The 26,378-nt window shown below is 41.0% G+C and carries 26 protein-coding genes; 9 read left to right on the top strand and 17 right to left on the bottom strand.

Translation table 11 applies throughout. The features are described from left to right. The first annotated feature begins 495 nt into the window (after nucleotides 1-495). Nucleotides 496-1,035, top strand: coding sequence for a gamma carbonic anhydrase family protein (locus tag ACNSN2_RS15055; RefSeq protein WP_010392775.1), 540 nt, complete (start codon nucleotides 496-498; stop codon nucleotides 1,033-1,035). Between the two features lies 1 nt (nucleotide 1,036). On the opposite strand, the gene ACNSN2_RS15050 is transcribed toward ACNSN2_RS15055, so the two are convergent. Further along, a complete protein-coding gene (locus ACNSN2_RS15050; protein ID WP_075169462.1) occupies nucleotides 1,037-1,291 on the bottom strand; it encodes a DUF1488 domain-containing protein in 255 nt (84 codons plus the stop codon). Next, the gene (gene aroE, locus ACNSN2_RS15045) at nucleotides 1,288-2,112 is read right to left on the bottom strand and encodes a shikimate dehydrogenase (RefSeq protein WP_418607964.1); all 825 of its coding nucleotides are present in this window, start codon (nucleotides 2,110-2,112) and stop codon (nucleotides 1,288-1,290) included. Before aroE ends, ACNSN2_RS15050 begins: the two co-directional genes overlap by 4 nt. 52 nt (nucleotides 2,113-2,164) lie before the next feature. Between aroE and ACNSN2_RS15040 the strand changes: the two genes are divergently transcribed. Both ACNSN2_RS15040 and ACNSN2_RS15035 read left to right on the top strand, forming a co-directional pair. Further along, on the top strand, nucleotides 2,165-2,602 hold the full coding sequence (locus ACNSN2_RS15040) for a group II truncated hemoglobin (RefSeq protein WP_418607962.1): 438 nt from the start codon (nucleotides 2,165-2,167) through the stop codon (nucleotides 2,600-2,602). Between the two features lie 102 nt (nucleotides 2,603-2,704). Further along, nucleotides 2,705-4,309 (top strand): methyl-accepting chemotaxis protein, encoded by a 1,605-nt coding sequence (locus ACNSN2_RS15035; RefSeq protein ID WP_055013140.1) that lies wholly within the window; start codon nucleotides 2,705-2,707, stop codon nucleotides 4,307-4,309. A 46-nt stretch (nucleotides 4,310-4,355) separates the two neighbouring features. On the opposite strand, the gene hemF is transcribed toward ACNSN2_RS15035, so the two are convergent. The 6 genes from hemF to ACNSN2_RS15005 form a co-directional block, all read right to left on the bottom strand. Continuing rightward, a complete protein-coding gene (gene hemF / locus ACNSN2_RS15030) occupies nucleotides 4,356-5,273 on the bottom strand; it encodes an oxygen-dependent coproporphyrinogen oxidase (protein ID WP_418607960.1) in 918 nt (305 codons plus the stop codon). Nucleotides 5,274-5,275: 2 nt separating this feature from the next. Further along, the gene (locus tag ACNSN2_RS15025) at nucleotides 5,276-5,839 is read right to left on the bottom strand and encodes an L-threonylcarbamoyladenylate synthase (protein WP_008112915.1); all 564 of its coding nucleotides are present in this window, start codon (nucleotides 5,837-5,839) and stop codon (nucleotides 5,276-5,278) included. A 23-nt stretch (nucleotides 5,840-5,862) separates the two neighbouring features. Next, the gene (locus ACNSN2_RS15020; RefSeq protein WP_075169465.1) at nucleotides 5,863-6,438 is read right to left on the bottom strand and encodes a type I DNA topoisomerase; all 576 of its coding nucleotides are present in this window, start codon (nucleotides 6,436-6,438) and stop codon (nucleotides 5,863-5,865) included. 111 nt (nucleotides 6,439-6,549) lie between these two features. Next, the gene (locus ACNSN2_RS15015; RefSeq protein WP_010392756.1) at nucleotides 6,550-7,023 is read right to left on the bottom strand and encodes a DUF494 family protein; all 474 of its coding nucleotides are present in this window, start codon (nucleotides 7,021-7,023) and stop codon (nucleotides 6,550-6,552) included. A gap of 1 nt (nucleotide 7,024) precedes the next feature. Then, on the bottom strand, nucleotides 7,025-8,116 hold the full coding sequence (gene dprA / locus ACNSN2_RS15010; RefSeq protein WP_418607957.1) for a DNA-processing protein DprA: 1,092 nt from the start codon (nucleotides 8,114-8,116) through the stop codon (nucleotides 7,025-7,027). A 28-nt stretch (nucleotides 8,117-8,144) separates the two neighbouring features. Next, nucleotides 8,145-9,266 (bottom strand): LysM peptidoglycan-binding domain-containing protein, encoded by a 1,122-nt coding sequence (locus tag ACNSN2_RS15005; protein WP_055013143.1) that lies wholly within the window; start codon nucleotides 9,264-9,266, stop codon nucleotides 8,145-8,147. A 119-nt stretch (nucleotides 9,267-9,385) separates the two neighbouring features. Here ACNSN2_RS15005 and def point away from each other — a divergent pair, with 119 nt between their 5' ends. The 5 genes from def (at nucleotide 9,386) to ACNSN2_RS14980 (ending at nucleotide 15,969) form a co-directional block, all read left to right on the top strand. Beyond that, entirely contained in the window at nucleotides 9,386-9,892 is a 507-nt protein-coding gene (def, locus tag ACNSN2_RS15000) for a peptide deformylase (protein ID WP_008112927.1), read from the top strand. Nucleotides 9,893-9,923: 31 nt separating this feature from the next. Further along, on the top strand, nucleotides 9,924-10,877 hold the full coding sequence (fmt, locus tag ACNSN2_RS14995; RefSeq protein ID WP_010392748.1) for a methionyl-tRNA formyltransferase: 954 nt from the start codon (nucleotides 9,924-9,926) through the stop codon (nucleotides 10,875-10,877). Then, nucleotides 10,870-12,165 carry a 16S rRNA (cytosine(967)-C(5))-methyltransferase RsmB gene (rsmB, locus tag ACNSN2_RS14990; RefSeq protein WP_075169469.1) on the top strand — a complete coding sequence of 432 codons (1,296 nt, stop codon included), beginning with the start codon at nucleotides 10,870-10,872 and terminating at the stop codon, nucleotides 12,163-12,165. Before fmt ends, rsmB begins: the two co-directional genes overlap by 8 nt. A gap of 84 nt (nucleotides 12,166-12,249) precedes the next feature. Continuing rightward, nucleotides 12,250-13,626, top strand: a complete 1,377-nt coding sequence (gene trkA, locus ACNSN2_RS14985; RefSeq protein ID WP_054202928.1) for a Trk system potassium transporter TrkA — start codon at nucleotides 12,250-12,252, stop codon at nucleotides 13,624-13,626. Nucleotides 13,627-13,818: 192 nt separating this feature from the next. Next, the gene (locus ACNSN2_RS14980) at nucleotides 13,819-15,969 is read left to right on the top strand and encodes a TonB-dependent siderophore receptor (protein WP_418607953.1); all 2,151 of its coding nucleotides are present in this window, start codon (nucleotides 13,819-13,821) and stop codon (nucleotides 15,967-15,969) included. Nucleotides 15,970-16,028: 59 nt separating this feature from the next. Here ACNSN2_RS14980 and ACNSN2_RS14975 read toward each other — a convergent pair whose 3' ends face one another. The 9 genes from ACNSN2_RS14975 to ACNSN2_RS14935 form a co-directional block, all read right to left on the bottom strand. Beyond that, complete coding sequence (locus tag ACNSN2_RS14975; protein WP_010392739.1) at nucleotides 16,029-16,244, bottom strand: EF-hand domain-containing protein; 216 nt, start codon at nucleotides 16,242-16,244, stop codon at nucleotides 16,029-16,031. A 64-nt stretch (nucleotides 16,245-16,308) separates the two neighbouring features. Further along, nucleotides 16,309-16,521 carry an EF-hand domain-containing protein gene (locus ACNSN2_RS14970; protein ID WP_036980747.1) on the bottom strand — a complete coding sequence of 71 codons (213 nt, stop codon included), beginning with the start codon at nucleotides 16,519-16,521 and terminating at the stop codon, nucleotides 16,309-16,311. Between the two features lie 134 nt (nucleotides 16,522-16,655). Beyond that, entirely contained in the window at nucleotides 16,656-16,868 is a 213-nt protein-coding gene (locus tag ACNSN2_RS14965; RefSeq protein ID WP_008112939.1) for an EF-hand domain-containing protein, read from the bottom strand. 68 nt (nucleotides 16,869-16,936) lie between these two features. Beyond that, nucleotides 16,937-17,149 (bottom strand): EF-hand domain-containing protein, encoded by a 213-nt coding sequence (locus tag ACNSN2_RS14960; RefSeq protein ID WP_008112941.1) that lies wholly within the window; start codon nucleotides 17,147-17,149, stop codon nucleotides 16,937-16,939. 503 nt (nucleotides 17,150-17,652) lie between these two features. Then, nucleotides 17,653-18,315 carry a flagellar brake domain-containing protein gene (locus ACNSN2_RS14955; protein WP_054202927.1) on the bottom strand — a complete coding sequence of 221 codons (663 nt, stop codon included), beginning with the start codon at nucleotides 18,313-18,315 and terminating at the stop codon, nucleotides 17,653-17,655. Between the two features lie 24 nt (nucleotides 18,316-18,339). Further along, nucleotides 18,340-19,791: a TrkH family potassium uptake protein gene (locus ACNSN2_RS14950; protein WP_010392733.1), complete on the bottom strand. Its 1,452-nt coding sequence runs from the start codon at nucleotides 19,789-19,791 to the stop codon at nucleotides 18,340-18,342. A gap of 94 nt (nucleotides 19,792-19,885) precedes the next feature. Further along, entirely contained in the window at nucleotides 19,886-20,500 is a 615-nt protein-coding gene (locus tag ACNSN2_RS14945; protein WP_076920146.1) for a YigZ family protein, read from the bottom strand. A gap of 80 nt (nucleotides 20,501-20,580) precedes the next feature. Beyond that, nucleotides 20,581-21,903: a Xaa-Pro dipeptidase gene (gene pepQ, locus ACNSN2_RS14940; protein WP_010392729.1), complete on the bottom strand. Its 1,323-nt coding sequence runs from the start codon at nucleotides 21,901-21,903 to the stop codon at nucleotides 20,581-20,583. Nucleotides 21,904-22,020: 117 nt separating this feature from the next. Beyond that, the gene (locus ACNSN2_RS14935; RefSeq protein WP_418607949.1) at nucleotides 22,021-23,907 is read right to left on the bottom strand and encodes a transglycosylase SLT domain-containing protein; all 1,887 of its coding nucleotides are present in this window, start codon (nucleotides 23,905-23,907) and stop codon (nucleotides 22,021-22,023) included. 309 nt (nucleotides 23,908-24,216) lie between these two features. Between ACNSN2_RS14935 and fadB the strand changes: the two genes are divergently transcribed. Further along, nucleotides 24,217-26,376, top strand: a complete 2,160-nt coding sequence (gene fadB / locus ACNSN2_RS14930) for a fatty acid oxidation complex subunit alpha FadB (RefSeq protein ID WP_418607947.1) — start codon at nucleotides 24,217-24,219, stop codon at nucleotides 26,374-26,376. Nucleotides 26,377-26,378: the final 2 nt, after the last annotated feature.

Raw genomic sequence — 26,378 nt, 5'->3', positions numbered from 1 at the left:
ACCTAAGTAGTTATTGCTGTTGGTCACTCAGTTTCAATTGAGACTCTAAATTTGTTTGCCTCACTACCTAAGTAGCTTGGCTGTTAGAACTCAATCTGTACGAGTGCCCACACAGATGATTGCTTTATATTGTTAAAGAACGTTGCGACGTTGTCGCTAGGGATGCGTATAATACATCCTTTATTTTTCGAGTCAACACTTAATTTTAAACTTTCTTACGATGATTTAAACTCAAGTTTTATTTAACTCTCTGAGCAGTTCGTGCCTCGCTATGCGTTGGCGTTCCCCGTCTCAGTGGGGTCGCATTATAGGGAGAACAGATTTTTACGCAAGTACTTTTTTAAAGAAAAACTAAAAAAACACACTGTTCGGTTAGTATCTGAGCGAAAGCAGGTGAAACTGGTAGTTTTATAATCAATATAGGCTTTGCTGGCACTAAAATAAGCGCTACTGTTACACTAATACTCTTAATATGTTTAATTTAAAGGTGCATATATGGCAATACGTTCTTATAAAGGAATCACTCCTGCGTTTAATGAATCTGTTTATGTAGACGAGTCGTCTGTATTAGTCGGTGATATCACTATAGGTGATGATAGCAGTGTATGGCCGTTAGTTGCTGCCCGCGGTGATGTTAACCATATTCGTATTGGTCAACGTACTAATATACAAGATGGCAGCGTTTTACACTTATCAAGAGCAACAAAGAATAATCCAGACGGCTACCCACTTATTATTGGTGATGATGTAACCGTTGGTCATAAGGTAATGCTACATGGCTGCGTATTAGGTAATCGCATACTTGTGGGTATGGGCGCTATTATTATGGATAATGTGATTGTAGAAGATGAGGTAATTATTGGTGGCGGTGCTTTAGTGCCCCCTAATAAGCGTTTAGAGTCTGGTTTTTTATATGTAGGTAGCCCAGCAAAACAAGCTCGCCCATTAACAGAGCAAGAGCTGAGCTTTTTAAAAGTGTCTGCTGATAATTATGTTCAGCTAAAAGATGAATACTTAGCTGAAGACGCTAGTTAATTTAACTAACTAGACTCACTTCTATTTGACCTGCCGAGTTATAGCATTCATCTTCAATAAGCTGCTCGGCACGTTCTTCATAATCAAAACGGTATTGCTCAAAATAACGCGTTGCATGACTCTCATCGGCTAAATTTAAACTACTGACAGCAATCACACACTCAACTAGCATGCCACTTACTTGTGCAAAAAAAACTAATTGATGAGTTGGCTCTCTAAATTCGAGTCGATCTATAAACTGTATTGCTTGATTCATTTAAGCACTCCCTGCTTTAGTGCAGTAATAACAGGAACAATCTCAGGCATTTTATTTCGCCATACATAATAAGCTTGTGCGGCTTGGCCTACTAGCATACCACTGCCATCTAATAGCTTAGCTGCTTTATTGTGTTCGCTGACCCAATTCATGAATAGCGTATTTTGCGTGGCGTAAAACATATCATAAGCCATTTCACATGTGCTTAAGTGCTTTTCGCTTAACGCAGGTAATTCGTTATTCATGCTGCTCGAAGTTGAGTTAATAACTAAATGATAATCAGTAAAAGGAAGGTCGTCAAAACCATACCCCGAAACATTGCCATGCCCAGTGAAGAGTTTTGCCAATGTTTGGGCTTTGTGTGCTGTGCGATTAACAATAACTATCTCTGCGGGATTTTGCTCTAGTAAAGGTAAGATAACTCCTCGAGCAGCGCCACCCGCACCAATGATCAACAGGCGTTTACCTGTTATCGTTATTTTATTGGTCAGTAAGTCGTTAACAAAACCAGTGCCATCAGTGTTATCACCGAGTAAACTGCCATCATCGCGCTTTTTAAGGGTGTTCACTGCGCCTGCCAGTTTAGCAACTGGGGTGAGTTCATTGGCTAAAGCAAAAGCCTGCTCTTTAAAAGGAACAGTGACATTGGCGCCTTTTCCCCCTTGCTCAAAAAAAGCAGCGACTGTTTTTTCAAATCCATCGATAGGTGCTAATATTGCGCGATAGTCGATTTGCTCTCCCAATGATTTTGCAAACTGCTGATGAATAATGGGAGATTTTGAATGTTTGATTGGATTTCCAAAAACCGCATATTTGTCCATTTTAAACAACCTCTTCGCAGTTTTAGTACTGCCTATTAACGATGATAAAATTATGATTAAAAGACTCTTTTCAAGATCAAAGCCGTCTACAACTACGCAAGCACCTACGCCAGATAAAACCCCGTATGAAATCATTGGTGGAGAAGCCCCCACGCGTGCAATTGCTAATAGATTCTACGATATAATGGCCAGTGATGAATACGCTAAATCGTTATATGATATGCATCCTCAACCATTAGACAGAATTCGCCAAGTATTTTTTGAGTTTTTATCCGGTTGGCTTGGTGGGCCTGACCTATTTGTAGAAAAACACGGCCACCCGATGCTGCGTAAACGCCATATGCCGTTCCCTATTGATCAAGACTTACGTGATCAGTGGATGTATTGCATGAATAAGACCTTAGATATAGAAATAGATAACCCTGTGTTACGCGAAGGCTTACGTCAATCACTGGCTCAGCTTGCCAGCCATATGATTAACCAGCATTAACCTACCTCGTTCTTTAATTGGGGATTATTTGCGCTAAGTCAAAATCCGCTTTTCTAAAATATAGATAATACCCTATCAAATAATTAGAAAAGCGTGGCGCGTGTGAAATCAATCCAACATAAAATTTATGCTTTATTAGCTCTAACTGGCGTTATTGTATTAATAGCTAGTATTTTTAGTAGTGCTAGCCAACAGCGCACGCTCGCCCAAGATACGGTGGCAGAAAACATTAAACTGCTTGCCGATAATTATTTTGACTCAATAAACACCATGATGCTAACCGGTACTATGGCTAATCGAGAATTATTGAGCCAAAAGCTACGCAAACACCCTAATATAGAAGATGCTCATATTATTCGCTCCGATATAGTTAATAAACTGTATGGGGCCGGAAATAAAAACCAAACAGCAAGTAATAACAACGAACGCGAAGCACTAAAGGGTAAAGAAAGCTTATTTATAGAGCAAAACACCGATAGCCGCAGTATGACCTACCTACGCCCTATGTATGCTAGCTCTGATTATAAAGGTACTAACTGTTTAGGCTGCCACCAAGCGCAAGAAGGCGATGTACTAGGCGTGGTAAAAATTAGTTACTCCTTAGCTGATATTGATAATGAGGTAACTTACAACACCTTAGTAACCACCAGCCTACTTTCTACTATTTTTATTATTGCCTTTGTGCTGCTAGGTATAGTGTTTAGAAAAATATTTATAGTGCGCCTTAAAAAGCTCGGCCATGCAATGCACTTAGCCACTACCAATAAAGATTTAACCTTACGCATTGAAGATAACGCCGAAGATGAACTCGGCTGGCTTGCCACCAGCTTTAACCAAATGATTGCTACGTTTAAAGATAATATTGCTCAGGTATCTCACTCTTCAAAAGTACTTATTCATTCAGCAGAGAAAATTTATACCTCGGCCGATACCACTGAGCGCGCTATTTTAGAACAAAAGAAAAGTACCGATTCGGTGGCCGCAGCAATTAATGAACTAGAAAGCTCATCCAATGAAGTAAGAAACACCACTCATTTTGCTCAAGAAAAATCTGAGAACAGTAATGAACTAGCACAACAAAGCATGCAGGTTGCAGAGCAAACCGAACTCAGTATTAATCAGTTAGCAGAAGATGTACGCCAAGCGGCAGATCAAGTGAGACAACTGCAAGAGCAAACGCTTGAGGTGGGAAAAGTACTTGAGGTGATCAGCAGTATCGCCGAGCAAACAAATTTATTAGCGCTTAATGCTGCCATTGAAGCTGCCCGTGCAGGTGAAGCTGGCCGAGGCTTTGCCGTTGTTGCTGATGAAGTACGTACTTTAGCAACTCGAACTCATGCCTCTACCGATGAAATACGCCGTACTATAGATAAGTTGCAGTCCGAAGCCGCGCAAACCGTTAAAACCATGGGTGAGTCCTGTGCAGAGGCAGACGAAAGAGCGCAACAAGTACAACAAGTTGCACAAGCTTTAAAAGATATTTCAGGGCAAATGAATGAAATAAATGAGCTCAATATACAAATAGCCGATGCAACAGAGCAACAAAACCAAGCTGCTGAAGAAATAAATATAAGTGTTGTTGGTATTAGCGATAACGCCGAGCAATCATTAGTGGATGCCGATGAAAATCAAAAAGTCAGTGAAGAGTTACTCAATTTAGCTCGTTCGTTAGATGAGCAGGTACGCAGTTTTAAACTTAAACAATAATTTTAAAAGCCAGTCAATAAGTAGCTTATTGACTGGCATATCATTCTTAGCCCAGTGCTAACCAATCTCGAGGCTTTAAGAAATCTTTATATAGTAATGCCTCTGCGCTGTCTCCGGCTGGGGTATAGTTATACTCCCAACGGGCTAAAGGTGGCATCGACATTAAAATAGATTCCGTACGGCCACCGCTTTGTAAACCAAACAATGTGCCACGGTCCCAGACTAAATTAAACTCAACATAACGACCACGGCGGTATAATTGGAAGTCGCGCTGCTGCTCGGTGTACTCATCGTTTTTACGACGTTCAATAATAGGAACGTAAGCATCTAAAAAGCCATTACCCACCGATTGCATAAATGCAAAGCTTTGCTCAAAACCTAACTCATTTAAATCGTCAAAAAATAAGCCGCCTACGCCGCGGGTTTCATCACGATGTTTTAAATAAAAGTATTCGTCACACCATTTTTTATATTTTGGATAAACATCATCGCCAAATGGCTGACACACATCGTGCGCAACTTGGTGCCAATGCACTACATCTTCAAGTACAGGGTAAAACGGGGTTAAATCAAAACCACCACCAAACCACCAAATCGGTTCTTCACCTTCTTTTTCGGCAATAAAAAAGCGTACATTGGCATGGCTTGTTGGTATATGTGGGTTTTTAGGATGAATCACTAACGATACACCACACGCATGAAAACTACGTCCTGCAAGTTCAGGTCTATGTGCAGTCGCAGAGCCCGGCATAGAGGCACCAAATACATGAGAGTAATTAACTCCGCCTTGCTCAATCACATTACCATTGGTGATAACGCGAGTACGACCACCGCCGCCCTCTTCTCGCTGCCAGCTGTCTTCAACAAATTGTGCTTTCCCATCTGCTGCTTCTAAGCCTTGGCAAATGGTATCTTGCAAAGCCATAAAGTAGGCTTTTACTTGTTTTAATAATTCGCTTTGCATAGTTAACCTCTGAATATATTGCCTGTTGTGGCATCTTTAATGGTGCTTGGTTGTGTATTACCACCTAATGGTTCATCAACATAAAAACTAACCTGCTCTGCAAACTGCTGCTGCGCCTCAACAATACTTGTTACCGTTGCTTGACCAGTTAAATTTGCACTTGTTGATACCAATGGTTTACCAAACTCTTGGCATAAACGTTTAACTGTAGGATGGTTAGTTACTCTCACTGCAATAGTATCAAATTGCCCTGTTAACCACTTCGGCGTGGTTTTAGCAGCAGGCATGACCCAAGTAATAGCACCAGGCCAACTTGAAAAAATATCAGCGCGTTTGTCCATGGGCAACTTAGCGTCATCCACGTACTTTAATAATTGCCCGTAATTGTCAGCAATTAAAATAAGCCCTTTTTCAACTGGGCGTTGTTTAATATCAAGTAAACGTTCCACCGCCTGTTGATTGTCAGGATCGCAACCTAAGCCATAAACAGCTTCAGTTGGGTATAAAATAACATCGCCGTTTTCTAAGCTTGTTATTGCAGCAGATAAAGAAGAAAGGTCAGACAAAATTGTCTCCAGAGATATTTATGTTATTCAGTGGCAGCAAACTTATGCATACAGCTTTTTTGTGGGCATTGTAACACAACACCACTCGCGGCTTTTTTCTCAGTAACAACTGGCCAGTCACATACAGGACACGCTTGAGCTACAGGTTTATGATTAAGCGTATATTTACAGCTTGGGTAACAGTCGCAGGAATAGAATACTTTACCAAACTTATTACTGCGTGAAACTAAATGCCCTTTTTTACATTTAGGGCAACTAATCACAGGCTCTTCACTTGGCGTATCGTCATGCTCACTGGCAATATAATGACATTCAGGGTAACCGGTACAGCCAATAAACATACCGTAGCGGCCATTTTTCACCACCAGCGGCTTGCTACACTCTGGACACTCGCTGTCCTCAAGTACTTTTATTTCATTGCTATCATGATGGGCAAGCGGGCGAATAAAATCGCACTTTGGGTAACTAGCGCAGCCTAAAAAAGGCCCCGACTTACTATTACGAATGACGAGTTCTGAACCACATTGCGGGCATATCTCATATTCTTTTTCTAGGGCGTGTTTATTGGCCGAGAAAAGTGAATGATCGATTTTACTCATGTAAATCCTAGTGGTTGGTGAATTTTCGCCTAATATACCCAAAACCCTTAAAGATACAAGCTATGGCGGTCGGTTTGTTAACGCTGAAAATAATAAAACACGCAATAATGGTTAATGTAACACTTCGCTAGGCTCATCAAAAATAAGATCTTCCATTTGCTCATACGCCTGCTGAGAATCAGGGGCATTAAATAACACCATCAAAATTAACCATTTTAAATCTTCTAAAGTAATGGCTGAATTATCAAGCGCCGCCAAACGATCCATCACCATTTCACGAGTGGTGCTATTAATAACGCCGGTTTGTTCAACAAACATTAAAAAGCCACGGCATTCAGTATCAAGAACGCGACACTCACTATCGGTAAAGATTCGCACTGCATGCTGCTCAGTGGCTAATAAATAAGGCGACTCATTACTATATTGTAATGCGGCAAGTTGATCTAACCAGTCAATAGCTTTGTTTATTTCCGGCTTGTTAAACCCAGCGCGCAGTAGCTCATCAGTAAGCTTACTTTGCTCAACAAAAACATCGCTTTCGCTGTGAACATAGTTTTCAAATAAATACATAAGAATATCAAACATATTATCCTCCAGCGCTTAATTTAATATAGCCGTCTAATACTCGCTCAATTTGATCGTCTAACTCTAAATCAAGCAATCGCGCTTGTACTTTATCAATTGGCCACTGCACTCGACGCATAATATCGTCCACACTGGTCACCTCAAACCCAATACTATTAAGTACCTCGCAATCTGAGGTTACAGCATCAGTTAACTCTTTATAGTTTAGACCAGAAGGGTATGAAAAGTTCATCTCATCAAGGATATCTGCGACGTTATCAACCAGCTTAGCACCTTGCTTAATTAAAAAGTGGCTAGCTTGTGCAAGCGGATTTTTAATTGAACCGGGTACCGCAAAAACTTCTTTATTTTGTTCAAGCGCGTAACGTACCGTAATTAATGAGCCGCTTTTAATTTCGGCTTCAACAATTAAAACGCCTAAAGAGAGCCCTGAAATAATACGATTGCGCCGTGGAAAGTTGTGCGCATTGGCAGCCGTACCAGGCAAAAACTCACTAACCAATAAGCCTGTTGCTAATACTTGCTCTGTGAGTAACTTATGGCGTTTAGGATAGTAAATATCAACGCCTGTCCCTAGCACTGCAATGGTTTTACCATTTCCTGACAATGCCCCTTTATGGGCAGCGCCGTCAATGCCACGCGCCATACCAGAGGTTACTGTTATGCCAGCAAGCGTTAGCTGATGCGCAAACTCAGCAGCAATTTCAAGCCCCGTAGTCGTTGCGTTTCGACTGCCAACAATGGCTATTTGCGGCGAAGCCAGCAAGCTGATATCTCCTTTACAAAAAAGTAATAATGGCGCACTAGCTATTTGTTTGAGGTATTCTGGGTAGGTGGTATCAAAAATACTAATAACAATAATATTTTGTTGGCTGATCAACTGCTCATAATGTGCAACTTGCTGCCAGTTCGTGTTAAGCAAATTGCTAGCTTGGTGAGCCGTTAAACCCAACGTAACCAACTCACTTTGCGATAAAGAAAACAGCGATACTAAGCTGTATTGTTTAGACAGGGCTAAGAGCGTTTTAATCCCTAACCCCTTGCATAAGTAAAAGGCAAGCCAATGATTTAACTTGCCACACGATTGCTCCATGTTCCCTCCTAGAACACCGACTCGCTACTTAATGAATAACTGCTAAATCTCCAATGCGAATTGGGTACTGATTTTTAGTGATAAGTGCATAACTAACTTTGTCATACACTTTAAAAATAATCATTTCACCAACTTTTTCTGCTGGCATTTTCCACGTAATGCTATCTTCGTCGCTCTCTGAGCCAAACAACTCGCTAGTAGCGGATACTAGTTTTTCTAAACGACTTGAGTCTTCTGTATAACGCGGACCTCGAGCGCCATCAATTACTTTAGGTGATTGACGTTCAATATCAATTACATGACCTACTTCAACTTGTTGTTCAGAGCCTAAGTTTAGCACCACCACATCCATCGTGCTAAATTCTCTCACTTCACGGGGAGAGGCAATTACATGACCCTGCAGCGGCTGGGTAGGACGATGCATATTAAAGTACACCGGCAGCATCTGTCCTTCCATCGCGGGTAATAAAAAATCACCTTGCTTGATTTCGCGCTTAACTGATTCAACTCTGACTGAGGCAGGTTCACCATTAGCCGCATCACCAGCTCTAAAAGCGCGAGCCATACCCACATAAGATGCTCTACTCGCTAGCTTTTCACCTGTTTTAGGATCGGTGTAAGGCGCCCCTTTATGGTAAATAGCATAAGCCTGGTTGCGCTTTAAGTTACCTTTAACATATAAAATATGATCGATTGTTTGGGTTTTGGTATTTTCGTTTGCACCCAAAATGTAGGGTTTTTCTTTTATCGTATCGCTGTTTATCGCTTGTTCAAACGACAAATACGGTTTAATCAACTCAAGCGGTAACGTGGTGATAGCGTCTTTCCCTTTAGGGGTAATACGCCCCATAGGTGATAGCTTTCTATACGCTTTATTAATCACTAAACGCGGATTACCGTCTGCATCGTAAATTAATGCTAACGCATCGCCCGGGTAAATAAGATGAGGGTTGTCTATTTGCGGGTTCATTTGCCATAACTCAGGCCAAAGCCACGGCTCGTTTAAATATATCGCTGAGATATCCCAAAGCGTGTCACCTTTTTTTACAACGTATTGTTTAGGAGCGTCTTTTTTTATAGTTAGTACATCTGCTAGAACAGGAAAAGCAGCACCTAATGCAAGTATTATTGCAATGAATGGAGATTTCATTGAGCTTCCTCATAGTGTTTTTTCATTATTATTAATCAAAACCTGTTAAAGGGGAACGTGAATGGCTAAAATAAGAACATACGATACCCTAAATTTAAGCATAAGTGTAAAAGGTAACTATGGCTAGGTTAGAAGTTTTAAGATTTCCAGATGAACGTTTACGTACAATCGCAAAAGAAGTAACTGTTGTTGACGACCAAGTACGTGAAATCGTCAAAGATATGCTAGAAACTATGTACGATGAAAATGGTATTGGACTTGCTGCTACGCAAGTTGATATTCATCAACGTATTGTGGTGATTGATGTATCAGAAGAGCGCGATGAACCGCTAGTACTTATCAATCCACAAATTATCAAAAAAGATGGCTCTACCGTGAGCGAAGAAGGCTGTTTATCAGTTCCTCACTCGTACGCAAAAGTTGATCGCGCAGAAACCGTCACCGTGGCTGCACTCAACGAAGAAGGTAAAGAGTTTATTCTTGATGCCGACGAATTATTAGCGATTTGTATTCAGCATGAGCTTGATCACCTTCAAGGTAAATTATTTATTGATTATTTATCTCCATTAAAGCGCCAACGCATCCGTAAAAAGCTTGAAAAAGAAGCGAAGTTTGCAGCGCAATAATAAGCACTTTAGTAAATAATTAGGAAACTCAGTGACACAACCATTACGCATTATATTTGCCGGTACGCCGGACTTTGCTGCACGCCATCTGCAAGCACTCATCAATAGTGAACACCAAATTGTGGGCGTTTACAGTCAACCAGATCGTCCAGCGGGTCGCGGAAAAAAGCTAAAAGCCAGTGAAGTAAAAGCGCTTGCACTAGAACATGACCTCCCTGTTTTTCAGCCGCAATCTCTCAAAACAGATGAAGCACTTGAGGAATTAAACAGCCTCAATGCCGATATTATGATTGTGGTTGCCTATGGTTTAATTTTACCTAAAGCCATTTTAGATGCCCCGCGTTTAGGGTGTTTAAATGTGCATGGTTCTATTTTACCTCGCTGGCGTGGTGCCGCACCTATTCAACGTGCTATTTGGGCAGGCGATCAGCAAACTGGTGTAACGATAATGCAAATGGATGAAGGGCTAGATACCGGCGATATGCTGCATATTAGCCGCTGCCCTATTGATAATACTGAAACCAGTGCCAGCTTATACACTAAGCTTGCTGAACTCGGGCCTGATGCATTAATCGATACCATAAATCGTTTAGCCAACGGGGAAATAACGCCTGAACCACAAAACGATACCGATGCCAATTACGCTAAAAAACTCTCAAAAGACGAAGCCAACATTGATTGGTCTATGGATGCCGAGCAAATCGAGCGTAACATTCGTGCCTTTAACCCATGGCCAGTATGCTTTACCCAAATGAGTGGTAATACGGTAAAAATATACCAAGCAAATGTGGTTGAACAATCAGGCGCAGCTGGCACTGTCTTAGCAAGTGATAAAAACGGTATCGTTGTGGCTTGTGGTAAACACGCTTTATCTATTGGCGAATTACAACCACAAGGCAAAAAGCCAATGGCAATTAATGATTTTTTAAACGGTCGTAGCGATTGGGTCACACCCGGCACTGTATTAGGCGAAAATAATGAGTAATGTAAGCAATGTCAGAGCGCTAGCCGCTGAAACTTTATATAACGTGGTTGATAAAGGCGCATCGCTTAATCAAGAACTTCCTTTCGCTAGCCAAGGCCTATCACCTAAAGATAAAGCCTTACTGCAGCAAATTTGCTACGGAGTATTACGTTACTTACCTAGCCTAGAAAATTATTGCCAGCATCTAGTCGAGCAACCGCTTAAAGGCAAACGTCGTATTTTCCAGTTTTTATTGTATGTGGGCATTTACCAACTACAACACATGCGTGTACCGCCGCATGCAGCAATTAGCGAAACGGTTAATGCGTTACAACAATTGCGCGCTCTTGGCTTAAAAGGGCTTATTAACGCCATTTTACGAAGCTTTCAACGTCAGCAAGTTGAGCTTGAAGAAAAAGCCAAACAAATTCCGGTATGTTTATACAACCATCCAAACTGGTTTATAAAGCAAGTAAAAGAAGCCTATCCAGATCACTGGGAAGACATTCTAGAAGCAAACCAACAGCAAGCGCCAATGTGGCTGCGAGTGAATCAATCGCAGTTTAGCACCCAAGAATATAGCGAAATGCTAACCGCTAACGATATTGAACATACTCTAAACCCTGATTTTATTGATGGCATTAAACTAAGCAAACCACGCGATGTGTTTTCACTTCCTGAGTTTGATACCGGTGCTTGTTCAGTACAAGATGCGGCAGCGCAGCTTGCAGCTCGCTACCTAGACCCACAAAATGGTGATGCAATACTTGATGCCTGTGCAGCGCCTGGTGGTAAAACCTGCCATATTTTAGAGCTTGCCGATGCAGATGTACTCGCGCTTGATAGCGATGCCACACGATTAGAACGTGTTAAACAAAACTTAGAACGAATTGGTTTGGGCGCCGACTTACAATGTGGTGATGCATCGCAACCTCACACTTGGTGGGATGAAGATCAGTTTGATCGTATTTTGTTAGATGTACCCTGCTCTGCAACGGGCGTAATTCGTCGTCATCCAGATATAAAATGGCTACGTCGCGCATCCGACATTAACGACTTATCGACCCTACAAGGCGATATACTCGATAGCATTTGGCCATTGTTAAAACCAGGCGGCACATTAGTGTATGCAACTTGCTCGGTACTTCCTCAAGAAAACCAACAACAAGTTGCTAAGTTTTTAGCTAATAACGACGATGTGGAGCATATTCCTCTGCACAGCGAAGACACAAAAACCACACCAGGCTTACAGCTGTTACCAGGTGAAAGTGACGGTTTTTACTACGCTAAATTAGTTAAAAAAGCCTAGTATTGCCACGCAACACATTTAACTACCTCGCTTTTGAGGTAGTTATTATTTTGATGTAATTAGTATTAATAATACGGGTACATAATGAAAATAATCATACTCGGTGCTGGGCAAGTTGGCGGCACACTCGCAGAAAACTTAGTGGGTGAACAAAACGAAATAACCGTAGTTGATATCGACGGTAACCGCTTGCGTGAACTGCAAGATAAATACGATTTACAAGGTGTTGCAGGCCACGGCGCCCACCCTGACGTGTTGAGTCGCGCAGGAGCTGAAGATGCCGATATGATTATCGCCGTAACCAGCTCAGATGAAGTAAACATGGTGGCATGCCAAGTTGCTTACAGTATTTTTAATACGCCAACCAAAATTGCTCGCATTCGCTCTGAGCAATATTTAAAATACCGCGAAAAACTCTTTCATAATGATGATTTACCTGTCGATCATTACATAGCCCCAGAAGCACTCGTAACTAAATATATTCGCCGTTTGATAGATTACCCTGGTGCATTACAGGTACTACAATTTGCCGACGGCATGCTCTCTTTAGTAGCTGTAAAAGCCTACTATGGCGGTTTATTAGTAGGCTACGCCTTATCTACACTTAAGCAACATATTCCTAATGTAGAAACCCGGGTAGCCGCTATTTATCGTCAAGGCAAGGCAATAAAACCGCAGGGTACCACCGTAATAGAAGCCGACGATGAAGTATTTTTTATTGCCGCCACCAAACATATTCGTGCGGTAATGAACGAGCTACAAAAACTGGAACGCTCGTACAAAAAAATTATGATAGCCGGTGGCGGTAATATTGGTGCAGGCCTAGCCCGTTCACTGGAAAGAAACCACAGCGTTAAATTATTAGAACGCAGTAAAGAGCGCGCAGAGCAACTCTCTGAAATGCTCGACAACACCGTGGTATTTTGTGGTGATGCGTCCGATCAAGAACTGCTCTCTGAAGAACACATTGAACAAGTTGATGTTTTTATTGCCGTTACTAACGATGATGAAGTGAATATTATGTCGGCCATGCTCGCAAAACGCATGGGGGCACAAAAAACCATGGTGCTTATTCAACGAGGTGCTTACGTTGATTTAGTACAGGGCGGCGAAATAGATATTGCTATTTCACCACAACAAGCGACTATTTCTGCGTTACTTACGCACGTGCGCCGAGGCGACATTGTAAACGTGTATTCACTGCGTAAAGGGGCTGCAGAAGCCATAGAGGCAGTTGCCCATGGTGATGAAAACACATCTAAAGTAGTGGGTCGCGCGATTGCAGATATTAAATTGCCAGCAGGTACCACAATAGGTGCAATTGTACGTAATGACGATGTACTAATTGCCCACGACGACACGATAATTCTATCAGGCGATCATGTAATTATGTTCTTAATTGATAAAAAGCACATTAACGTGGTTGAAAAGTTATTCCAAGTTAGCGCAATCTTTTTATAAGTAATCCCTCCTTTTTATTCACAACGTGCTTGTAAGTAAAAAGGAGAACGCTTAAATCTAAATGAAAATCATTATCAAAAGCATTTACTAATAAAGAAAAATCCATTAGTCTCTTCTTGCTCGATTATCAAGCAGCGACATCTACTGATGTGAAAAGTTAATTTCACGTTTTTAAATAAAAATGGATTTCAAATGATACACCTACTCTCAAAGAAAAATTCTCCCGTAACTCATTACACTCTGGTTGGTCTTTTATTTTCAGCAGTTTCAACTCAAACGCTCGCCCACACTAGCAAAGACATCGAAAGGTTAACCGTTATTGGAGAGCAAGCGAACGGCTATAAAGTTAATTCCATGAGCTCTGCAACAGGTCTTGAGCTATCACATTTGCAAACACCGCAATCAACGATAGCGATAACAAGCGATTTTATGGCAGACCAACAACTAAACACCGCAATTGAAGCTATAACCAGTGTAACAGGCATAAATGCTCGAGAAGCAGATAATGGCAAGTTTTCTATTTCAGCCCGAGGTATTAGTGTCACCAGCATACTTTATGATGGCATAGCAACCACCTATGACACCCGCTTTAATTATGGAGATAACCTAACCGATACCGCAATTTATGATCGTATCGAAATAGTTAGAGGAGCAACGGGGCTAATGCTGGGCGCAGGTAACCCTTCGGCAGCAATTAATTTGATACGTAAACGTCCAACTGCAAACACTCAAATAAATCTTACTGCTTCATTAGGCTCATGGGACAACTACCGTGCGATGGTGGATGTGTCGGGAAGCATAAATAATAGCGAAAGTATAAGAGGACGGGCTGTTGTTGCTTATCAAGATAGACACTCATATCAAGATCGCTTCTCGCAAACCAGTCAAACATTGTATGGCATTATTGAGGCAGATCTTTCTAACAGTACTTTATTGACTCTTGCTGTTGATAATCAATCGACAACTCCTAAAGGAACAATGTCAGGTGGTTTGCCTATTTTTTATAGTGATGGCTCCCGCACTGCTTATGACAGAGGTGCTTCAACGGCTCAAGATTGGGCCTCTTCTCGAACCGATGCACTTAATGCGTTTATTCGCCTAGAGCATTACTTTAACGCTAACTGGCAGCTAACCGCTAATTATGTCTATGGTGATAACGATCTAGATTATGATGTGTTTTGGGTAAAAGGAGAGCCCGATCCTATAAACAACACTGGAATGAAACCCGGTTCTATAAACTATATTGATGCAAACAGAACGCAGGATACCTATGAGGTCGAACTCAATGGTCGGTTTAATTGGCTGGGCCAAAGTCACCAACTGCTATTTGGTTATAATACCCAAGAGCAACAGTTTTCGACCCCTTATTATGCTAGTGAACAAAGTGACTATATTATCGGCGATTTCACTGACTCTAGTTATAGCATTGCAAAACCAAATTGGCAGTCAGAAGCGGCTTACGGCTCTTATGGCACAACTAAACAAGATGCACTTTATGTTGCTGCACAACTAAATATAACCGATGCCTTGTCTTTAGTTGTTGGAAGCCGGTTAAATCAATGGCAAACCAATCAAGATAATTTTGGTCGCATGCATGATTATAAAATAAGTGATGAACTAACTAATTATTTTGGAGCAACTTATGAACTAACACAGAGTTGGGCTTTGTATGCTAATTACACTGATATTTTTACACCACAAAGTCGAGTTGATAAAAATGGACATTATTTAAGCCCTATTGAAGGTAAGAATTATGAACTTGGCATAAAAGCTTCTGTACTTGATGAACGTTTAGACATATCCCTTTCTGGATTTAAAATTTATCAAGATAATGTAGGCGAGTACACGGGAGATACCATTGCAGAAACACTTCAGGCAATCTACAAGCCCATTGACGGCACATTAACTCAGGGCTACGAGCTAGAAATCAACGGAAAATTAACCGACAACTGGAACGCTTATTTTGGCTATACCCATAGTAAAGGCGAAAAACCGGATAATACGGTATTAAATACCACCAACCCAAAAGATCAATTTAAACTTTTTACTAGCTATCAACTCTCAGGTGCATTAGACAATCTAAAAGTGGGTGGTGGCTATCGCTGGCAAAGCAATAGCTATGATGAAGTTAACAACCCTGTTTATGGTGCTGTTGAGGTAAACCAGCCTAGTTATGGTATTGCCAGCCTAATGGCGAATTATCAAATGAATGAGCAATTATCTGTTAGCCTAAATATCGATAACTTATTTGATAAGCATTATTACAGTCAAATTGGGTTCTATAACCAATATCGTTATGGCAAGCCAAGAAGCTTCTCTTTCCAACTTAAATATAGTCTCTAACAAGCACAAAAAAGCCGCTGACTATTAAGCGGCTTTAGTGGAGTATGATGGGGTAATACTTATTGTACTCTTGCAAACTCTTCTTTAGAAAGTTCACCATTTCCGTCAGTATCTAAGTCATCAAAAATATTCATGAGTTGTTTATTAGACGCAGCTTCCTGCTGACTAATTACACCGTCGCCATTGCTATCAAAAGAGGCAAAGTCTACTGCTGCGTATGCCGCTGATGATGACGCTAATACTAAAATCGCAAGTGTTGTGTTTAATGCTTTCATAATAAGTCTCCTTAAAGAGGGAAATCCTTTTCTGAGATCCCTGTGCAATGAAAAAAGTTAAAAATTAAAAGTTTGCAAACTCAGCTTTAGAAAGCTCACCATTACCGTCAGTATCAAGCTCAGTAAATGCGGCCGTTAAATCAGCATTTACAGCAGCTTCGCTTTGACTAATAACCCCATTACCGTCGGCATCAATTGTGTCAAAGTCGCTAGCGGCAAAGGCTGCTGATGAAGAAGCTAGCGCGATAAGTGCGAATGTTTTGTGTAATGTTTTCATAATTTAATCCTTCAAAATGTAATGCTTTGTGCTATTGGAAATGTCAGGCTATAACCGTCCTTGTCATTCTTTTTCATAGGCTCCCTTGCCTACTTAGGTTGTCTTTGGCAACTCAGAATATACCCAGCTTTAGCTTATGCTTTAGAAAATTCTGCTTTTGATAGCTCACCGTTTTGGTCTGTATCAAGCTCTGAGAACATGCTCATTAGCTTTGCATCAACTGATGCTTCACTTTGGCTAATAGCACCGTTACCGTCGGTATCAAGTGTATCAAAATCGCTGGCAGCAAAAGCTGCTGATGAAGAAGCCAATGCGATAAGTGCGAATGTTTTGTGTAATGTTTTCATAATGAGTATTCCTTAAAATCGTTTAAATAATGTGGGAGATTTAGCTCCCAAAGTTTAATAGCTTAGGATTATGCTTTAGAGAACTCTTCTTTTGATAGCTCACCGTTTTGGTCAGTATCAAGCTCTGAAAACATGCTCATTAGTTTTGCATCAACTGATGCTTCGCTTTGACTGATCGCGCCGTTGCCGTCAACGTCTAGCGTATCAAAGTCGCTTGCTGCAAAAGCAGCTGATGAAGAAGCCAATGCGATAAGTGCTAAAGTTTTATTAATGCTTTTCATAATCAATCTTCCTTCAAAGTTTATGTTTTATGCGATTAAGTGTTTTACTTTAAATCACGTTTCGTTCAATACAACCTGACTATTACAACTTCGATGCCAACAATAAAAAGCAATTTATTTTCAATAAGTTAAACTTAAAATAGCTTTGGGTGGCGTTATTTTACTCATTATTTTGTTGCTTTTTAGCAACACGGAATAAAGCGATAAAATTAAAACCTTAAAAAACAATGGGTTGGTTTTTATAAAAACACCACACGATCAGTGAAAAACCACTAACAAAGCAAGTTAATTAAACAAAAAGGAAGGTGAGTTGAGATTTATTTTTTTATAAATAAAAAATTAAAATTAAAAAACACATTTAAGCTGCTGTTTTTAAACAGTTTAAAAAATAAATTTAAAGTGACGTTGAAAATTTACAGCCGCACAAGGCTATTTGTTGCAAAATGACGAAATCACGTGAGTATACTGAACTTATAATAGAAGCTTGTTCAACTTGATATGCCCTAAACTATTTCAACTTCAAGCGCACTAGGGTCAATAAAATGATCCCCCATTAGCGCTTTCATTTGCTCTTCACTGGCAAATAATCGAATTCCACAACAGATACCGCTAGCATGTTTTTTTACACTGCATATTTGCCCCTCATGCTTAGTATCACCATCAAATACAACCGTACAGCGCATGTCTTTTAACTCATCGAGTTCTTGGGTTGTTTTAATATCAAACATAACTCCGGTGAGCGAAATGTCTTTTATAACCCCTTCAAAGGGAGGCTGCTCATCGGTTAATGTTAACTTAGCAGGAAACAACGTGGGTATGCGTGCTTGTGAGCGCAGCCCAAACAACTGCACTTGTGAAGGGTATTGAATAAACAACAATTTAGCAGGGTGAGAGGCAACAGACATAAGTTGCTGACGAAACGCAATCACATGCCCGCCACTGCCCTCTATAAGCGCTCTTACCACCACCATAACACCATCACGCAGGTAATCACTTGCCATAGGAAGTCGCTTAGCGCTGGGATAGTTTAAAATAATAAATTTGTTTTCTAATAAACCAATAAACTCCGTTTTTACACGTCGGCTACTGGTTGGTGTCAGTATTTCTACATCGACTATGCCACCTGTGACGATTTGGTTTAACTTTTCCAAATTGGTTTTTTGCATAGTTCCTTCCTAATATTTAAAACATTATCCACGCCAAAATGTTGGGGTAAATAATACTAACAGTGTAAATATCTCTAACCGGCCGAATACCATAGCGACTGTTAGTATCCATTTAGCAGCATCACTAATCGCACCATAATGAGAGGCTACGTCACCCAAACCTGGGCCCAAGTTATTAAGGCAGGCTGCTGTCGCAGAGAATGCGGTAATGTTGTCTAACCCTGTGCCCATTAACGCTAACATTATAATAATAAAGACTAGTGCATAAGCTGAGAAAAAGCCCCATACCGCTTCAACTACTTTGTCAGGTAAGGCCTTACGACCGAGCTTTATTGAATATATAGCTCGAGGATGTACTAGGCGGTTAAGCTCTCGTATCCCTTGCAAGTACAACAAAAACACGCGAACAACTTTCATACCGCCACCGGTAGAACCCGCACAGCCGCCAATAAAGCTCGAAAAAATAAGTAAAATAGGTAAAAACAACGGCCAAGCTGAAAAATTATCTGTGGCAAACCCAGCAGTACTACTAATAGACACCGCTTGAAACAACGCCTGATCGAGGGTTTCATCACCATTTGCATAAACATCATGAGACGAAAGCACAGTAAAGCAAATTACCACCAGCGCTAACTGAATACACAAGAATACTTTAAACTCAGGGTCGCGAATGTACACACTAATATTACGGCTCGCTACAGCGGCATAATGTAGTGAAAAGTTAATAGCGGCTATAATTAAAAAGAACACACAAATAAAGTTAATTACAGGGCTATCAAAGTGCCCCATTGACGCGTCATAAGTAGAAAAACCACCAATAGCAACTGTAGAAAAGGCATGGCATATAGCGTCAAACCAGTTCATCCCTGCGCTCCAATACGCCAAAGTACACGCAAGAGTAATAGATACGTAAATATACCAAAGGTGCTTAGCTGTATCGGCAATACGCGGGGTCATTTTGGAGTCTTTTACTGGGCCAGGAATTTCAGCTCGGTACAACTGCATACCTCCGACGCCAAGCATTGGCAGTATGGCTACTGCTAATACAATGATCCCCATCCCACCAAACCACTGTAATTGCTGGCGATAAAATAATACCGATTTAGGCAAATATTCTATGCCAGTTAATACGGTCGCTCCTGTGGTAGTTAAGCCTGAGAAAGCTTCAAACACTGCATCGGCCAAAGAGAGGTTGGGTTCTTGTAAAAATATCAGCGGCAATGACGCAAACGCCCCTAGTACCAACCAAAACAAAACCACAATTAAGAAGCCTTCGCGTGCTTTTAAATCACCATGCTCATGCCTATTTGGATAGTAAGCCATTAAGCCAATAATAACGCTAAATATAAAGGCTAAAACAAACGGTACCCCTCCGCCATCTTTATAAATTAAAGACACGAGTGCTGGTGGCACCATTGTAATACTAAATAGCGCGACCAGTTGGCCAAGAATTTTTATGATGGTACGAAATTGCATTGAGCGTATCGCTTTTTTATTAGTAAATTAAAATAACTACTGTATGACTCGAAAATTTAATCTGTAGTGATTAAATAGGATGGGTGTAAGACTATTACTCTTTGATTGTTAACTCAACTGCGCCGTGACTTAAATCAAAAATATCTTTGCATGCTTGCTGTGCTTGGCGGCTATCAATAGTAATACTCCACTCAATATTTGCCGTAAACTGCTTTTCAATATTAAGTACCTGAAAGTTGGTTTTTAAGTGCTGTTCTATTGCGCCTTGCATACTGTATTCACTAAAGCCAACCAGCTCAATGCTGGGTACTTTTACCACTGTTTGTAATTTTGCTAAGGCATTATTAAGTGAGCCACCATAAGCACGAACTAATCCACCGGTACCAAGCTTTATACCACCAAAATATCGTGTTACCACAGCAGTTACTTCACCTAGACCAGAGCCCACCAGCACGTTGAGCATAGGTTTACCGGCGGTGCCATTTGGCTCTCCATCGTCAGAAAAACCATAAACATGGCTTCCACCAGGATTACCCGCAACATGCGCCCAACAATTATGGCGTGCATCACTGTATTTTTCTTCAATGTTTTTAATAAAGGCTTTGGCTGAGTTTAAATCAGGCGTGTGGCCTATATGCACAATAAAGGTACTTTTTTTAATTTCTTCTTGATGAAAAACATCGTCGGCTGGGTATTTATATTCTGACATAGCGCTTACTTGGCTGTTAAATTAAAAATGGGGCCAACAGGCCCCTTTCGTGAATAATATAAACTGTTATTAGTTAAATATTAGTCGAGTAATAAATCACGCGTCATATTTTCTAGGCTGTCTTCGTGAACAATAATATTATCTTCAATACGAATGCCGCCAAATGGTTTAAACGCTTCTACTTTTTCCCAGTTAATAAACTGCTTGTTGTCTGTTTGTGCTAAATCACCCAACAAAGAGTCGATAAAGTACAAACCTGGCTCAATAGTAAACACTTGGTTTTTCTCAATTAAGCGAGTGCAGCGTAAAAATGGATGACCCTCTGGTGGTGCCTGATGTGCACCGGTTTCATCACGCATAAAGCCACCTACATCATGTACCTGTGCACCTAAATGATGCCCTAAGCCATGAGGAAAGAAGGTTGAGGTAATTTGACGCTCAACAATTTCAGCTGCAGGTAACTTAACAATATCAAAGTCACTTAGTAACTGTGCAATGCGGTTATGGCAGTCAATGTGTAGCTCGCCATACAGTACACCTGGTTTTAAGCTTTTGCCTAACTCAATCTGATGCGCCGTCATTGCTTTAACTAGATCAGCAAACTCGCCTTGCTTTTTAAAGTCGTAGGTACGGGTAATATCTGCAGCGTAACCATTAAAGTTAGCGCCCGCATCAATTAAAAATGAGTTATGTGTTTGCGGTGCTTTTGGCTCAAAATGGGTGTAGTGCAAAATAGCGCAGTTTTCGTTAAGGGCCACAATGTTGCCATATGGCATTTCATTTTCGCTTTGACGCGTTGCCATTAAGTACGCCTGCTGAATATCAAACTCGCTACCACCATTAAAAAACGCATCACGCGCCGCTTTGTGGCCATCTACTGCAATACGGTTCGCATTACGTAAACATTCAAGTTCATATTGCGTTTTATAAGCACGGTGATAATGAATATAGTTAAGTACTGGCTCAGGATTCATGATGCTAAAACCAAGTGCTTGGGCTACTTCTAGGTATTCACCAATGTAGGCAAATTTAGCTTTATCGTAAGGAAGTAGTTTTTCAACCTGATCAGGCTTTAGTAGCAATTCAATATCGAAGTACTCTGCCCAAAAATCTCTTGGTTCATCAGGTACTTTATGCCAAAAATCAATTGGACGATAAAAAATAAGCTTTGGCTTATCGCTACCATTTACCACAATCCAGCAATGCGGATTATCAATAACCGGTAACCACGCTTTAAAATGGGGGTTAACTTTAAACGGGTAATACATATCATCTAAAAATTGGCGCTTAGCTTGGCCTGAATGAATGACTAATCCTTCTAACCCTTCTTGCTCACAAATAGTACGTGTACGCTGCTGCAATGTTGCAATATGTTCGGCGTATAATACGGCTAATTTTTCCATAATAAACCCATCTGTTAAATTTAACTTGCTCTGAGTCTACCACTTATAAACAAAGCGCTCAAAAAAGAGGGATAGTTACCGTGTAAATATCCCTCTGCTGTTGTAGATTTATTTTTACTACCCGCCCATGGTCATCTCTAATAGTGGCGCGAGTAAATTCCCCTCTCGGCCAAGGCGAGTGTGATAAACCTGCCGATACGCAAATACGTTTTTTACGTAGTCTCGAGTTTCTCTATATGGAATAAGCTCAACCCATAGCTCTGCGGGCATCGCTTCCTCTGGTAGCCAACGCTTAATTCGGTGATACCCGGCGTTATAGGATGCTGTTGCCAACACCTCGTTACCGTGATTTTTCTTTTTTAAATACTGTAAATAACGGGTACCAAGTCGAATATTGGTTTTTGGCTGATACAAGCGACGGCTAGATACATCACCTTTGTTAATATATTTTGCGGTGCTTGGTAATAACTGCATTAACCCGCGTGCATTTGCATGAGAACGGGCATCAGGTGCAAATGAGCTTTCTCGACGCGCAATAGCGATACTCCAAGTTAAATCTATTTTGCTACGATTACTGTAGCGCTCAAACATTTCTTGAAACGCAAATGGAAAACGCAAATCAACATAATCCCATGCTTTTATTTTTGCTAGGGTAAATATTGTACTATCAAACCAATCAAGTTCTGCCGCAAGCACTGACGCTGCTAGCTTTTCATCATCTTCAGAAGTGTTGGTTAAATAATTCCATTCACGTCGGGCCGCTGTAAATCGCTCAAGTTCATATAGTGCCTTAGCACGCTTAAAGCCTGGTGCATTACTGACTTTTGTCACTAAGGCTTGATTTACATTGACTGGTAGCTCATTTAAATCAACCGGCAACCCTAAGCGAGCAGCGGCTAAAAAACCGTAATAATCACGGTTAGCGGCTACCTTGCTCCAAATTGCCTTAGCTTTTTCATGATCTGCGCGTTTGTCATAACTATAAGCAAGCCAATACTGTTGCCCTAAACTAAGATTTTCTTTACCGGTAAAAAATGCCGCAATGCCTTCCCAATCTTGAGTTTTAAGCATATTGGCTAGTTGCCATTGCATTAATTTACGGTCTTGACGCGCTTTAGGGACTTTATTTAAATAAAAGCTCGCCTGGCTATGGCCGCTCGACGCTAACGACAGCGCAAAGGTATAATATACCTCCGCCTTTTCATCATCAGCAAAATCAAACATGCCTTCAATTTTTTGCCACGCCTTTAATGCCAGCTCTTTATCACGCCAAATTAAACGCTTAATACCATAAAGCGCTATTTCCCCTTCTTTGGCTGTTTTACGTTTATAGCGGTAAAGGCCTGCAGCAGCACTAGGATCGCGCCTTACCTTGGAATATAAATCAGCTAAATAACGCTCCTTGGCTGGCAATAAGGTTTTTAAATAAGGCAATAAACGATAAGAGCCCCCTTGTGCCGCTAAAGTAACACGCTGCCACACAACATCAGGGGTTAAATAACCATTTTGTCGCCAGCGCTTAAAAAGCCCGTCACATTCACTGGGCTGTGACTCGCCAACCGTCCAAATATCGGTTACCTGCGAGAGTATTGCTTTTTTAGGCGCACCAAGATCAAGCTGATAACTAAGGTGGGTACAACTAAGCTCAGTGTCAGAGGTTTCACGGTAGTTTTTAATAAATGCTGCTTTTTTATTTCTGCGCTTTAAATAATTTAACCATGCTTTGCGCACTGGCCACTCTAATGGCGTGTGTTCATAAATAGTGAGGAAGTTTTCTATTTCTGTTTGGTGTTTTAAACTGGGGTAGCGCTGCCAAAAGGCTTTTTCTACATAGGGCTTAAGTGGGTGAGACAATGAGTCTACCGCTTCTTTAAAGCTATTGTAATCGCCATAGCGGGCTTGTTTTTCTGCATCTAAAAATGCATCAAGTTCGGTATTTGCGTTGGCAGAGGGAAAAGATAAAAATAGAGTCGCTGCCGCTACGCTTAATAAATATTTTTTCATAATGTCCTTTAGGGCATAGTTACCTTCAAGGCTGACAAGAGTGTGGCTATGGGTAAATAAAAAACAGCGCAGGCACTGTAACTCTATTTTATTTACTTTGATAAAACCCAAGCTATAAACACCAAGACAGCGCAATAAAATGAATAAAAAAAACTTTCAAACCCACCTTAGCACCAAACCAGCTATATTTTAACCAGACGTTTGTAACCAAGATAAATTTTTCGTTGCATTTTTAAATTAAAGCAAGCACACTGGTCTGAATATGAACTCATCGTACCAGTCTTAGTTCATCAACTAGGGAGAATAATAATGTTATATAAAAGCGATTCCTTTGAAGTTAGCTTCGTGAAGGAAAACATCGCCGAGTTTAAGTTTTGTGCTACAGGTTCTGTAAACACATTATCTCAACAAACTCTTTCAGATTGCGCGGCAGCATTAAAAGAATTAGCCGCTAACACTGATATTAAAGGCATGATTTTTACCAGTGATAAAGACCACTTTATTATTGGTGCCGATATCTTCGAATTTTTACCTACTTTTACTAAGCCTGAAGCAGAATTAGTAACGTGGATCAAAGATGCAACTGACGTTTTTGATGCAATTGAAGACTTACCATTCCCAACACTCAGTGTTATAAACGGCTTGGCGCTTGGCGGCGGCTGTGAGTGGGCACTTGCTACCGATTATCGTGTTGCAAGTGACTCAGCAAAAATGGGCTTACCAGAAGTTAAATTAGGCATAATGCCTGGTTTTGGCGGTACAGTGCGCCTTCCGCGCATTATTGGTGCCGATAACGCGATGATGTGGATCACCACAGGTAACGAAAATCGCGCTGCTGACGCCCTTAAAGTAGGTGCATTTGACGCGGTAGTTAGTGCCAACAAACTACAAGAGTCAAGTTTAGCAACACTAGAATTAGCGATTGCTGGCAAGCTAGATTGGCAAGCAAAACGTGCTGTAAAATTACAGCCGCTTAAATTAAACCGTGTTGAGCAAGGCATGAGCTTTGCAATGGCAGAAGGTATGGTAATGGGTAAAACCAAAGGCCACTATCCTGCTCCAGTTATGGCAGTTCGCACTATTAAAGCAGCAGCAAACAGCTCACGCGCCGAAGCAATGGCAATTGAAAATGCCAACTTTGCAAAACTAGCACGTACTAGTGAAGCTGCTGCTCAAACGGGTATCTTTTTAGCAGACCAATACATTAAAGGTAAAGCACGTAAATTTGCTAAACACAGCGATGTAGAAATTAAACAAGCGGCAGTATTAGGCGCGGGTATTATGGGTGGCGGTATTGCATACCAGTCTGCTTATAAAGGCACACCAATCATAATGAAAGACATCCAACAGGATGCGCTAGATTTAGGTATGGGTGAAGCATCTAAACTATTAGGTGCAAAAGTGAAGCGCGGCCACATGCCGATGGAAAAAATGCTAGCAACGCTTAGCAAAATCAAACCAACGCTTAACGATGCAGACCTACAAAACGCCAACATTATTGTTGAAGCCGTAGTAGAAAACCCTAAAGTGAAGCAAGCCGTACTTGCTGATCTTGAAAAGAATATGCCAGAAGGCACGGTACTTACGTCAAATACATCGACTATTTGTATCGACCTACTTGCAGAAGCGCTTGATAAGCCAGAAAACTTCTGTGGTATGCACTTTTTCAATCCAGTACCAAAAATGCCATTAGTTGAAATTATCCGTGGTGCAAAAACCTCGGATAAAACGATTAATGCCGTGGTTGATTACGCCCTTAAACTAGGTAAATCACCGATTGTTGTTAACGATTGCCCAGGCTTTTTTGTAAACCGTGTTTTATTCCCTTACTTTGCTGGCTTTAGCAAATTAGTGGTTGAAGGCGCTAACTTTGCAAAAGTAGATAAAGTAATGGAAAACGTGTTTGGCTGGCCAATGGGCCCGGCTTACCTACTTGATGTTGTAGGTATTGATACGGCTTATCATTGTACTGGCGTAATGGCAGACGGTTTCCCTGAGCGTATGGCACGTGCAGATAAAGACCCAGTGACTGTTTTTGCTAACGAAAAACGTTTTGGTCAAAAGAACAAAGCAGGTTTCTATAAGTACGAAACAGATCGTCGCGGTCGTCTTAAAAAGTCACATGACCAAACAGCGATTGAACTACTTGCACCAATTACAGACGCACCAAAAGAATTTGATAAACAAGAAATCATTGACCGTTGTATGATCCCAATGATCAACGAAGTGCTACTTTGTTTACAAGAAGGCATTGTTGCTTCTCCTCAAGAAGCTGATATGGCACTTGTATACGGTGTTGGTTTCCCTCCATTTAGAGGCGGCGCGTTCCGTTACTTAGATCAAACAGGTTTAGCTAACTTTGTAGCAACTGCTGACAAATACGCTCACCTAGGTGCGATTTACCAAGTATCAGAGCACACTCGCAAGTGGGCTGAAGAAGGCCGTGTTTTCTATAAGGTGGAAGGTTAATA

The organism is Pseudoalteromonas sp. US3C1013, assembly GCF_048401115.1.
Lineage (GTDB): Bacteria > Pseudomonadota > Gammaproteobacteria > Enterobacterales > Alteromonadaceae > Pseudoalteromonas > Pseudoalteromonas undina.
The sequence above is the reverse complement of the archived record's forward strand: the minus strand, read 5'-3'. Positions and strand labels throughout refer to the sequence as shown.

Bases quoted from the DNA above. Each gene is read 5' to 3' on its own strand.
- trkA (WP_054202928.1), top strand. From the start codon at position 12,250: ATGAAAATAATCATACTCGGTGCTGGGCAAGTTGGCGGCACACTCGCA.
- ACNSN2_RS14970 (WP_036980747.1), bottom strand. From the start codon at position 16,521: ATGAAAACATTACACAAAACATTCGCACTTATCGCGCTAGCTTCTTCA.
- ACNSN2_RS15040 (WP_418607962.1), top strand. From the start codon at position 2,165: ATGATTAAAAGACTCTTTTCAAGATCAAAGCCGTCTACAACTACGCAA.
- fadB (WP_418607947.1), top strand. From the start codon at position 24,217: ATGTTATATAAAAGCGATTCCTTTGAAGTTAGCTTCGTGAAGGAAAAC.
- aroE (WP_418607964.1), bottom strand. From the start codon at position 2,112: ATGGACAAATATGCGGTTTTTGGAAATCCAATCAAACATTCAAAATCT.
- hemF (WP_418607960.1), bottom strand. From the start codon at position 5,273: ATGCAAAGCGAATTATTAAAACAAGTAAAAGCCTACTTTATGGCTTTG.
- ACNSN2_RS15050 (WP_075169462.1), bottom strand. From the start codon at position 1,291: ATGAATCAAGCAATACAGTTTATAGATCGACTCGAATTTAGAGAGCCA.
- ACNSN2_RS14950 (WP_010392733.1), bottom strand. From the start codon at position 19,791: ATGCAATTTCGTACCATCATAAAAATTCTTGGCCAACTGGTCGCGCTA.
- ACNSN2_RS14955 (WP_054202927.1), bottom strand. From the start codon at position 18,315: ATGCAAAAAACCAATTTGGAAAAGTTAAACCAAATCGTCACAGGTGGC.
- dprA (WP_418607957.1), bottom strand. From the start codon at position 8,116: ATGGAGCAATCGTGTGGCAAGTTAAATCATTGGCTTGCCTTTTACTTA.
- ACNSN2_RS14960 (WP_008112941.1), bottom strand. From the start codon at position 17,149: ATGAAAAGCATTAATAAAACTTTAGCACTTATCGCATTGGCTTCTTCA.
- ACNSN2_RS14965 (WP_008112939.1), bottom strand. From the start codon at position 16,868: ATGAAAACATTACACAAAACATTCGCACTTATCGCATTGGCTTCTTCA.
- pepQ (WP_010392729.1), bottom strand. From the start codon at position 21,903: ATGGAAAAATTAGCCGTATTATACGCCGAACATATTGCAACATTGCAG.
- ACNSN2_RS14935 (WP_418607949.1), bottom strand. From the start codon at position 23,907: ATGAAAAAATATTTATTAAGCGTAGCGGCAGCGACTCTATTTTTATCT.
- ACNSN2_RS15055 (WP_010392775.1), top strand. From the start codon at position 496: ATGGCAATACGTTCTTATAAAGGAATCACTCCTGCGTTTAATGAATCT.
- ACNSN2_RS15015 (WP_010392756.1), bottom strand. From the start codon at position 7,023: ATGTTTGATATTCTTATGTATTTATTTGAAAACTATGTTCACAGCGAA.
- rsmB (WP_075169469.1), top strand. From the start codon at position 10,870: ATGAGTAATGTAAGCAATGTCAGAGCGCTAGCCGCTGAAACTTTATAT.
- ACNSN2_RS14975 (WP_010392739.1), bottom strand. From the start codon at position 16,244: ATGAAAGCATTAAACACAACACTTGCGATTTTAGTATTAGCGTCATCA.
- def (WP_008112927.1), top strand. From the start codon at position 9,386: ATGGCTAGGTTAGAAGTTTTAAGATTTCCAGATGAACGTTTACGTACA.
- ACNSN2_RS15005 (WP_055013143.1), bottom strand. From the start codon at position 9,266: ATGAAATCTCCATTCATTGCAATAATACTTGCATTAGGTGCTGCTTTT.
- ACNSN2_RS14980 (WP_418607953.1), top strand. From the start codon at position 13,819: ATGATACACCTACTCTCAAAGAAAAATTCTCCCGTAACTCATTACACT.
- ACNSN2_RS14945 (WP_076920146.1), bottom strand. From the start codon at position 20,500: ATGTCAGAATATAAATACCCAGCCGACGATGTTTTTCATCAAGAAGAA.
- ACNSN2_RS15020 (WP_075169465.1), bottom strand. From the start codon at position 6,438: ATGAGTAAAATCGATCATTCACTTTTCTCGGCCAATAAACACGCCCTA.